Origin of the sequence: Aquabacterium sp., from assembly GCF_014378415.1 — a bacterium.
GTDB lineage: Bacteria > Pseudomonadota > Gammaproteobacteria > Burkholderiales > Burkholderiaceae_C > Aquabacterium.
Genome location: NZ_JACMNS010000013.1, coordinates 1 through 10053, shown reverse-complemented (window position 1 = coordinate 10053; position 10053 = coordinate 1). Strand labels below are relative to the sequence as shown.

At 63.0% G+C, this 10053-nt stretch carries 11 protein-coding genes; 8 read left to right on the top strand and 3 right to left on the bottom strand.

Annotation, left to right across the window (positions count from 1 at the left end; genetic code table 11):
* The 4 genes from H7225_RS01770 to H7225_RS01755 all read left to right on the top strand — a co-directional run.
* Positions 1 to 2479 (top strand): C25 family cysteine peptidase (locus tag H7225_RS01770; RefSeq protein ID WP_290658963.1); only part of this gene is annotated, 2479 nt, incomplete at its 5' end.
* 46 nt (positions 2480 to 2525) lie between these two features.
* Positions 2526 to 3077, top strand: coding sequence for a PEP-CTERM sorting domain-containing protein (locus H7225_RS01765; RefSeq protein WP_290658961.1), 552 nt, complete (start codon positions 2526 to 2528; stop codon positions 3075 to 3077).
* Positions 3078 to 3213: 136 nt separating this feature from the next.
* Complete coding sequence (locus tag H7225_RS01760) at positions 3214 to 4656, top strand: esterase-like activity of phytase family protein (protein WP_290658960.1); 1443 nt, start codon at positions 3214 to 3216, stop codon at positions 4654 to 4656.
* 52 nt (positions 4657 to 4708) lie between these two features.
* The gene (locus H7225_RS01755) at positions 4709 to 5191 is read left to right on the top strand and encodes a YqaA family protein (RefSeq protein ID WP_290658959.1); all 483 of its coding nucleotides are present in this window, start codon (positions 4709 to 4711) and stop codon (positions 5189 to 5191) included.
* Between the two features lie 221 nt (positions 5192 to 5412).
* Here H7225_RS01755 and H7225_RS01750 read toward each other — a convergent pair whose 3' ends face one another.
* Entirely contained in the window at positions 5413 to 5700 is a 288-nt protein-coding gene (locus H7225_RS01750; protein ID WP_290658957.1) for a copper-binding protein, read from the bottom strand.
* A gap of 175 nt (positions 5701 to 5875) precedes the next feature.
* Here H7225_RS01750 and argB point away from each other — a divergent pair, with 175 nt between their 5' ends.
* Positions 5876 to 6790, top strand: coding sequence for an acetylglutamate kinase (argB, locus tag H7225_RS01745; protein ID WP_290658955.1), 915 nt, complete (start codon positions 5876 to 5878; stop codon positions 6788 to 6790).
* Positions 6791 to 6807: 17 nt separating this feature from the next.
* Here the strand turns inward: argB and H7225_RS01740 are convergent, their stop codons facing one another.
* Positions 6808 to 7785 (bottom strand): CapA family protein, encoded by a 978-nt coding sequence (locus H7225_RS01740; RefSeq protein ID WP_290658953.1) that lies wholly within the window; start codon positions 7783 to 7785, stop codon positions 6808 to 6810.
* Positions 7782 to 8243 (bottom strand): hypothetical protein, encoded by a 462-nt coding sequence (locus H7225_RS01735; protein ID WP_290658951.1) that lies wholly within the window; start codon positions 8241 to 8243, stop codon positions 7782 to 7784. Before H7225_RS01735 ends, H7225_RS01740 begins: the two co-directional genes overlap by 4 nt.
* A gap of 38 nt (positions 8244 to 8281) precedes the next feature.
* On the opposite strand from H7225_RS01735, the gene H7225_RS01730 reads away from it, so the two are divergent.
* The 3 genes from H7225_RS01730 to H7225_RS01720 all read left to right on the top strand — a co-directional run.
* A complete protein-coding gene (locus H7225_RS01730) occupies positions 8282 to 8998 on the top strand; it encodes a pyrimidine 5'-nucleotidase (protein ID WP_290658949.1) in 717 nt (238 codons plus the stop codon).
* Positions 8998 to 9621: a nucleoid occlusion factor SlmA gene (gene slmA / locus H7225_RS01725; protein WP_290658947.1), complete on the top strand. Its 624-nt coding sequence runs from the start codon at positions 8998 to 9000 to the stop codon at positions 9619 to 9621. The genes H7225_RS01730 and slmA overlap by 1 nt, the downstream gene beginning before the upstream one ends.
* A gap of 31 nt (positions 9622 to 9652) precedes the next feature.
* The coding region (locus tag H7225_RS01720) for a DUF815 domain-containing protein (protein ID WP_290658946.1) at positions 9653 to 10053 on the top strand (401 nt) is incomplete at its 3' end.

Below are 10053 nucleotides of genomic sequence, written 5' to 3'. Positions count from 1 at the left end.
GCTGGACAGCGTGGAAACGCCCAGTGGCGTGTTCCAGCGCTTCTCGCTGGCCAACGGTGGCGGCGCCATCAACGACATCCGCGAAGTTGGTTTGCCCGAAGTGCCCTTGAGCGGCTTCTCGCTGGCCTTGCCGGTGGATGCGAAGGACGGCTCGTCCACGGTGGAGATCACGCCCGAAGGTTCCATCAAGCGCCAGCAAGCGCGCCTGTACCCCGTTCAGCCGCCTGACAACAGCCGCGAGGGCTTCCAGGAGCTGCCCAAGTTTGAGTTCAACGCTGACCGCTGGTCCAAGGGCTTCAAGACGCCCGGTCAAGACCAAGGCACCTTGCCCGTGTTCAAGGGCGATGCCAGTGTGAATGGCTACCGCCTCTCGCCCTACGGCTACAACCCGGCTGAGCAACTGATCACCTACTACCCCAGCTACCTGGTCACCATCAAGCACCCAGGCAACTGCTTCATCTACGACCGACTCAAGCTCAAGGGCGTGCTCGGCACACGGGCTCTGGGCTTTGATGGCATCGATCAGCGCATCGAGCAACTGCCCCTGCCTGCCCTGCAGTTCACGATCAACAAGGATCTGGCCAGCAAGCTGCGTTGCGCCCCCCCCATCGTCATCAACCCCGCCATTTTCGGGGCCCGTTTCCTGATCGTCACGCACCCCAACTTCAAGCCAGCGGCCGACACTCTCAAGGCGCACAAGCAAGCGCTGGGCATCTCGACCCGCGTGGTCACCACGGCGGACATCACCGGTGCTGGCCCCAGTGCCACCGAGGCGCAAATCCGCAACTGGATCGCCAACTACTACAACACGCACCTGATCCGTCCGAAGTGGGTGCTGTTCATGGGCGATGCCGAGTTCGTGCCCACCCACTATGACCAGCAGAACATCTGGGACACCGCGCGCAACGCGGGTGACATGTGGTACGGCCAGTTCCTGGCAGGCGCCACCGCCACCACCATCCCACCTTTTGGCATTGGCCGCTTCCCGGTGGACTCGCTGGCGCAGGCCAACACCATCGTCTCCAAGGTGATGGCGTTTGAGAACTCGCCCCCGCCCAACCCCATCTTCGGCCAGGACTTCTACAGCCGCCTGACCTTTGCCTCCTACTTCCAGAGCTCTGGCGCCACCGATGCACGCTGGTTCGTGGAAACCAGCGAGATGGTGCGCAACCATGCGGTGGGCAAGGGTTACAGCGTGGCCCGCCTGTACACGGCACCGGCCTCGTCCAACCCCTCCTTCTACAACAGCGGCGCGGCCATCCCGGCGGCACTGAAGAAGCCCGGTTTTGCGTGGGATGCCGACCGCAACGACATCGCTGCGGCCATCAATCAAGGCTCGTCGTTGGTCTACCACCGCGACCACGGCTGGTGGACCGGCTGGGGTGATCCATCCTTCCAGACGGGCGACCTGGGCCTGGTCTCGGTGACCAATAACAAGTTCCCGGTGGTGTTCAGCATCAACTGCGCCAGCGGTATCTTCGACAACGAAACCGTCGACTTGGTCGCCAACAGGATTGGCGCCGGCTATGGCCCGAACGTGGGCAGCACCTACTGGGCCGAAGCCTTCCTGCGCAAGGCCGATGGCGCCCTGGCGGTGATTGGTGATTCGCGCTCCAGCAGCACCACCGACAACAACCACTTCACCCTGGGCTTGTTCGACGGTGTGTTCCCGGGCTTGGTCCCCACCTTCGGCACGGGCAGCTCCATTCAGCGCCTGGGTGACTTGCTGAACTACGCCAAGACCTACATCTCCGATGTGAGTTCTGGCGCGCAAGGCAACCGGCACCCGCTGGACAGCGGCGGCAGCCGCCCGGCCATCGTCAACCTGCGTCAGGAACTCAACATCTACAACCTGTTGGGTGACCCCACCGTCAAGCTGCGTGTCAGCCCGCCGTGGAAGTTCGGCCCACCCATCTTCACCCTGGAGCAAACGCTGGTGAAGATCAAGGTGCCCGTGCAACCCGGTTGCCTGACCTGCCCGCCCGAGCTGGTGCCACCTGAGTGGGTCACCGTGGTGGCGTTCGAACCCAAGACGGGCCTTGAACTGGGCCGTGGCTTGCTCAACGCCGATGGCGTGGGCGAGATCGACCTGGGCGATGGCTTCAAGGGTGACAACGTGCTGGTGCGCGTGGCCTCGCCCGATGGTGCCAGCACACAGGCCGCAGTCATTGAAACCGACAGCGATGGCGACGGCGTGCCCGACAGCAGCGACAACTGCGTGGCCGTGCCCAACAAAGAGCAGCAGGACACCGACGGTGACGGTTATGGCAACGCTTGCGATGCCGACCTGAACAACGACGGCTTCGTCAACTCCCTGGACCTGTCGACCATGCGTGGCCAGTTCGGCAAGCGTGGTGTGGCGGGTGACTTGAACGGTGACGGCCTGGTCAACGCCCTGGATGTCAGCCGCTTCAGCAAGCTGTTCGGCAAGGCCCCTGGCCCTTCCGCCTGGCACCTGCCCATGGCCGCTGCCAAGTAACCCTTTCCTCAACCCTGTTCTCTGATCTTTACTTCAAGGAATCTTCATGAAACTGAACCAAACCCTCATCGCCGCTGCCGTTACCCTGGCCGCCTTCGCTGCGCAAGCCCAGACCGTCTCGGTCAGCCCTTCGGTCACCAGTGTCCACATCGGCGACATCTTCACCGTGGACTTGTTGGCCACGGGCTTCCCCGACAAAATCTTCGGTGGCGGCTACAACATTGCCTTTGACGCCAGCATCCTCCAGTTGGACGACATCACCTTCCCGGCCAGCTGGGAGTTCCTGGTGGACAAGGGCACCAAGGTGGGCGGCACCGTGAGCGACGTGTTCTTCAACACGTTCTCGGCACCCATCAAGGGCGACTTCCTGACCTCGACCTTGAAGTTCAAGGCCATTGGTTCGGGCACCTCGGGCATCACTTTGAGCGAGTCGCCTTCCTTCCCCTTTGGTGATGAGTTCAGCAACGCCGTCAGCGTGACCTATGTGGGTGGTGTCGTGAACGTGGCGGCCGTGCCCGAGCCTGGCCCGGTGGCCCTGATGCTCGCGGGCATGGGCGCGGTCGGCTTCATGGCCTCGCGCCGTCGCCGTCAAGGCTGAGCTTTGGTGGTGTAGCTTGTTGAAAGGGGTTGGCGGCATGCCAGCCCCTTGAATGCGGGGCGCGTTGACACGAAACTGTCACCGTGGCGACCTAGCCTGAACATCATTTTTTCATGTTGTTCTGGAGAGTTGCTTTATGAAATCCACCACTTTTGCCCTGGTTGCCGCCTTGGCCGCCGGCCTGGTTCTGAGCGCGCCCGCCCAAGCCGCGGCCACCTTCGTCAATGGCCTGGCTTTGTCGGGATCAGCCCTTGATGTCTCGGGGGGTACTTCGGTCAACGATGGCCGCATGGGCTATTTCTCGGACTTGTACTACGACGCCAACCGCAGCGAATGGTGGGGCTTGTCAGACCGTGGCCCCGGTGGCGGCACGCTCAGCTATGACACGCGCGTTCAGCGTTTCACCCTGGACGTCAATGCCACCACGGGGGCCATCTCCAACTTCCAGGTGGTCCAGACCGTCAAGTTCACCAACGCTTCGGGCCAGGCATTCAACGGCATTGCGCCCAATCCCAACAGCACTTTGGGCCGCTCTTTCGACCCGGAAGGCTTTGTGATCAACCCGCGCAGTGGCAATTTCCTAGTGTCTGACGAATACGGCCCCTCGCTGTACGAGTTCAACCGGTCAGGCCAGCTGTTGCGCACGCTCAGCACCCCCAGCAACCTGATCCCACGCAACGCAGGCACCGGCGTGGCCAACCATGCCGGCGATATCGGCAACACCGCTGGCAAGCGCACCAACCGCGGCTTTGAAGGCCTGGCGGTCAGCCCGAATGGGCAGTTCGCCTTCGCCATGCTGCAAAGCGCCATGCTTGACGAGGGTGGCGGCGATGGCGTGTACAACCGCATCGTCAAGTTTGACTTGAACACGGGTGCTGCCCTTGGCCAGTACGCCTACAAGATGGAAGGCAGCAACCAGGGGCGTGGCATCTCTGCCCTCGTGGCCATCAATGACCACGAGTTCGATGTGCTGGAGCGCAACAATCGTGGCGTGGGCGTGCCTGAGGCCAACCTGGCTTCGCCCAACAAAAAGGTGTACCGGATCGACATCGATGGCGCCACGGATGTCAGCGGCATCGACCTGAACGCACCCGGTGCCAGCTTCACCGCGGTGAGCAAGACCGCCACGCCCGTGGTTGATCTGGCCGCCGACACCTTGTCGGAGCTGGGCAATGTGTCGCCTGAAAAGTGGGAGGGCTGGACCATTGGACCGAAATTGGCTGATGGCACATACATGCTGTTGGCTGGCACTGACAACGACTATTCAATCACCCAGAACCCGGTGGGCGAGCAGTTCGAGGTGTTCATCAAGCCGGGGGTCGGCACGGTAACGCGCATCCAGTGCGACATCGGCACCTTCAACAACTGCAAATCGATTGGCAGCAACGGGGTGGTGGGTGCCGCATTGGCGGGGGGTACCAACTTCGCGGGCTACACCGCCATTCCGGGCGTGCTGCACGCCTACAAATCCGGTCTTGGCGACATGACGAACTATGTTCAGGCCGTGCCTGAGCCCGAATCCATCGCCTTGCTGGGCGCTGGCTTGGCCGTGATGGTGTGGGTGCGTCGCCGCCGCTGAGCCCTGATGCCCTGATCCGACGCCGGATCTGAAACCCCCCGACAATCCCGGCATGGAAGCTTGGATGGTCGCGGGGGTTTCTTCGCTTTTGCAGTGGTTCGCTTTGCCCCAGGTGGGTTTGAGCGCGGTGTTCGTGGTGGCCTTCGTGTCGGCCACGCTGCTGCCTTTGGGTTCCGAGCCGGCCGTCTTTGCACTGATCAAGCTCAACCCTGAGTTGTTCTGGCCTGCGGTGCTGATCGCCACCTTGGGCAACACCCTGGGGGGCATCGTGACTTGGTGGATGGGTTGGTGGGCGCGCCGTGGCACCGAGAAGGTGACCCACCACCCGGCCAACACCAACACCTGGGCCCTGCGCTGGCTGCAACGCTTTGGCGCCAAGGCCTGCCTGCTGTCGTGGTTGCCCATCGTGGGCGACCCCCTGTGCGCGGTGGCAGGTTGGCTCAGGCTGCCCTTCTGGCCTTGTGTGGCCTGCATGGCGGTGGGCAAGTTCGCCCGCTACATCACCCTGACCGCTTTCATGCTTTGGGTGGTGTAATTTTCACCATGCGCCATCCCATGTTCATGGGATGCATTTTGTAACGATTTTGTTCCCGCAACTGGGTCAATCCGTGACTTGCGACATTAACATCGAGCTAATCGCGAAACAAAACACATGGATACCAATCGCGACGATCCAACGCTGTCATCAAGAAAACGTCCAGGGAGGACTGATGGATGACGAGCCCCGGCGGTGAAAGCCCCCGGGGCTTTTTTACGTCACTTCTTGACTTCGAGTGTGGTGATGGTGAACTGGCCACCTACCTTGTCGGCTGTGAAGTTCACCTTGTCGCCCACCTGCACGGCCTTGAGCCAAGCTGGATTGGCCACCCGAAAGGCCATCTGCATGGCCGGCAGGTCCAGGCTCTTGATCTCGCCGTGCTTGAGGGTGATTTTGCCGGTGTCGGCATCGATTTTCTTGACTTCGCCGTCCACGGCCAGGGCCGAGGCCGACAGGCTCAAGCCCACGATCAGGGCGGCGGTGGTGGCGAACAATGACTTCTTCACAGAGGGCTCCTTGGCGAACACAACGGTGTCCAGTATGACCCGAGGCGCGCCAAAGCGCGGACCCCGCCCTCCTTAGACGCGCGGGCCGACCATCAGGTTGACAAGTTTTTTATCAACAGCCCGCGCAGTGTCCCTAAAATAAGCGCTTTGCTCGTTACAAGAACTGCGCGCCGCCATGACCGCCTTGCCCACCGATCCGCCCGACACCTTTGCCAACATTTCGCCCCGTGACAAGGCCGAAATCCTCGCGCAGGCCTTGCCCTACATCCGCAAGTTCCATGGCAAGACCATCGTCATCAAATACGGCGGCAACGCCATGACCGACCCCGCCCTGCAGGCCGACTTTGCCGAAGACGTGGTGCTGCTCAAGCTGGTGGGCCTGAACCCGGTGGTGGTGCACGGCGGCGGTCCGCAAATTGACGACGCGCTCAACAAGATCGGCAAGAAGGGTGAGTTCGTGCAGGGCATGCGGGTCACCGACGAAGAGACCATGGAGGTGGTCGAATGGGTGCTGGCTGGTGAAGTGCAGCAAGACATTGTCGGTTTGATCAACCATGCCGGCGGCAAGGCCGTGGGCCTGACGGGCCGCGACGGCGGTTTGATCCGCGCCCGCAAGTTGCGCCTGAAAGACCGCAACGACCCCAGTAAGGAACACGATGTGGGCCACGTGGGCGACATCGTCAGCATCGACCCCAGCGTGGTCAAAGCCCTGCAAGACGACCAGTTCATCCCCGTCATCAGCCCCATTGGTTTTGGCGACGAGAACGAGAGCTACAACATCAACGCCGACGTGGTGGCCGGCAAGCTGGCCGAGGTCCTCAAAGCCGAAAAGCTGGTGCTGCTGACCAACACGCCTGGCGTGCTGAACAAGCAGGGCGAGCTGATGACTGACCTGTCAGCCCGCGAGATCGACGAGCTGTTCGCCGACGGCACCATCTCGGGCGGCATGCTGCCCAAGATCCAGTCGGCGCTGGACGCGGCCAAGAGCGGTGTGCATGCCGTGCACATCATCGACGGCCGTGTGCCCCACGCCTTGCTGCTGGAAATCCTGACCGAACAAGCCTTCGGCACGATGATCCGCTCGCACTGACCGGTTGCTTCGATCGATCAAGGCGAGGGCGCTGCTAGGGCTGTTGCTTTCAGGTCGATCGGGATCGGCGAGCCTGTGGGGTACGGCGTGCCATGCCGGTCGATTCGGCCCACCTGGATGTGCGCATCGCGCACCCCAGTGCGGTCCACATTCAGACGCAGCACCCAGGCGGTGTTGTTGTCGGCATCGTCAAAGCCATCAAAGATGAAATTGCCCAGGCTGTAGACGATGGGCTTGCCCTTGTACAGCTCGATGTCCTGTGTGACGTGAGGGTGCGTGCCCACCACGGCATCGGCGCCCGCGTCGATCATCAGCCGGGCGAGTTCGCGTTGGCGCTCATTGGCCCGTGGCTGGTGTTCCTCGCCCCAGTGCATGAAGGGGATGACGATGTCGGCGCGGTGCACGGCGCGGGCGCGACGGATGTCCAGCACCACTTGCTCGTCTTCGCTCCAGGCCACGCCGGGGTGTCGGTCGCCGGCTTCATAGCTGCGTGGAAAAAACTCGTCGTAACCCAGCAAGGCGATGCGCAGGCCCTTGCGTTCGATCAGCAACGGGGTGTGCGCCTGGCTCAAGTCTCGGCCACCGCCAAAGAAGGGCAGCTTGGCGTGGTCCAGCCGGCCCAGCATCTCGGCAAAGGCCGTGCGGCCAAAATCGCCAGAGTGGTTGTTGGCCACGGACACCGCGTCCACGTGCCGTGTGAGCAGCTTCAAAACGCGCGGGTGGGCCCGAAAGGTGTAGGGCTTGTCTTCGGCTTTTCCGCCTTGCGCGATCACGCACTCCAGGTTGGCCACGCGCACATCGGCGCTGTCCAGGATGCTGGCAAAGGGCGCGAAGGGGTTGCGGCCCTGCTTGATCCGTTGACCGGGGTGGTCGGCCAGCATCACGTCGCCCATGAACACGATGGCCACGGTGGGCTCGGCGTGGGCCGCCGCTGAGCACAAGGTGCTTGCGCTCATCAGCAGGGCGGTCAGCCGGCGGCGCATTGTGATCATCATGGTGCGGCCTTGTGGGTCAGTGCGCAGCCGTAGACCATCTCGCGGCCCAGGCGCGCGGAATAGACATGGTTCCAGCCGGTCAGGCCCGGCACCGTTGAGTGGCTGGAAAACGGCGGTTGGTGCACCACCTCGTGGATCAGCAGGGGCGCGCCGGGCATCTCCATGTCGTAGGCGTACAGGGCGATGTAGTCCACTTGTTGATCGTTGCCCACCACGACTGCCTTGAAGCGAAAGCGCTGGCCGATGTCTTGTGAGGCGACGGTGTAGGGATCGGCCACGGGGCGGGCTTCGAGGTGGATGGTCTCGCTGGCGTAGCGCACTTGGCAGCGCAGCACGGTGGCTGCCGTTACCGTCTCGGCATGGGTTGGCATGGCGGTTGACGCCGCGATGACCATGGCCACTTTGCAGGATGTGCCGATGTTTTTCATGCGTGCAATGTACAGGGGGCTGGATCGCATTTTATCAGGCGGCGGCAAACACTCACTACACTGGCCCCGTGAAGCAACACCACTCAAAACAGCAGCCCCCCATCTGGTTGTTCGACCTGGACAACACCCTGCACGACGCGTCCAGCGCCGTGTTCAGCCGCCTCAGTGGCGCGATGACCGACTACATCGTGCAGCACCTGGGCCTGCCGCGCCAAGAAGCCAATGACTTGCGGGTCCATTACTGGCGCCGTTACGGGGCCACCCTGCTGGGCCTGGAAAAGCACCATGGCATCCGTGCCGCGCACTTCCTGGCGCAAACCCACCAACTGCCCGGCCTGGAAGCCCATCTGCGCATGCCCGCCTGCGACCGCGCCGCGCTCAAGCGATTGCCCGGCCGCAAATTCATCCTCACCAACGCCCCGGCCGACTACGCCAAACGCGTGGTCACCGCGCTGGACCTGGCCAGTTGCTTCGAAGGCATCATCTCGATCGAAGGCATGCGCGTGTTCGGCGACCTGCGGCCCAAACCCGATGCCCGCATGCTGCGCGTGGTGCTCGCCCGCCACCGTTTGCCCGCCCACCGCTGCGTGCTCATCGAAGACACCCTGGCCAATTTGAAAACCGCCCGCGCCGCGCACCTGCGCACGGTGTGGATGCAAAGCTACCTCAAGCACAACCCGCATGGCCCCGAGGCAGGTGCACACCTCCACAGCCGACCCGCCTGGGTGTGTGCCAGAATCCGCCGGCTGCGTGCACTTCACGCGGTTTTCATCCCCGGCCCCTGATGAACGACGAACTCATCCCTGCGGCTGTCGAGCCTGCTCCCCGTAAACGCCCCAAGCCGGGCGAGCGCCGCGTGCAGATCCTGCAGGCCTTGGCCACCATGCTGGAGCAACCCGGCGCCGACCGCATCACCACGGCGGCACTGGCGGCGCGCCTGGAGGTCAGCGAAGCGGCCTTGTACCGGCACTTCGCCAGCAAGGCCCAGATGTTCGAAGGCCTGATCGAGTTCATCGAGCAAAGCCTGTTCACCCTGGCCAACCAGATCATGGAGCGCGAAGCCGACCCTTCGGTGCAGATCACGCGCATGCTGAGCCTGGTGCTGCAGTTCGCTGAAAAAAACCCCGGCATGGCCCGTGTAATGGTGGGCGATGCCCTGGTGTTTGAACACGACCGCCTGGTCGCGCGCATGAACCAGGTGTTCGAGCGGCTGGAGTCCTTGCTGCGCCAGAGCTACAAGGTTCGGGCCGAAGCGCACGCATCCTCGACGCCCACGGTGGATGGGCAAGCGGGCGCATCGCTGGCCATCAGCGTGGTGCTGGGCCGCCTGCACCGTTTCACGCGCACGGGCTTCAAGCGTTTGCCGACCGAGCACCTCGACGCCACGCTGAAGCAACTGCTGGCCTGAACGCCGTCAGCCTGCCTCTACACTGAGCGCCATGAGCACGCCCGACCTGACCCATTTGATCAGCCGCGCCGAACAACTGATGGCCCGGCTCGAAAACGTTTTACCCCACCCCTTGAGCGAGCCCGACTGGGCCTCGGCCGTGGCCTGGCGCTACCGCAAGCGCAGCAGTGGTGGCGCGACGCTGGAGCCGATCCGCCACATCGGCCGCATGCAGCTGTCCGATCTGCAAGAGGTGAACACGCAAAAAGAGCGCTTCACCCGCAACCTGGCGCAGTTTGTGGCCGGCCGCACCGCCAACAACGTGTTGCTGACCGGCGCGCGTGGCACCGGCAAGTCCTCGCTCGTCAGGGCGGGCCTGAACGAGTTCGCTGAAAAAGGCCTGCGCCTGATCGAGGTTGACAAGGCCGATCTGGTGGACTTGGCCGACTTGGT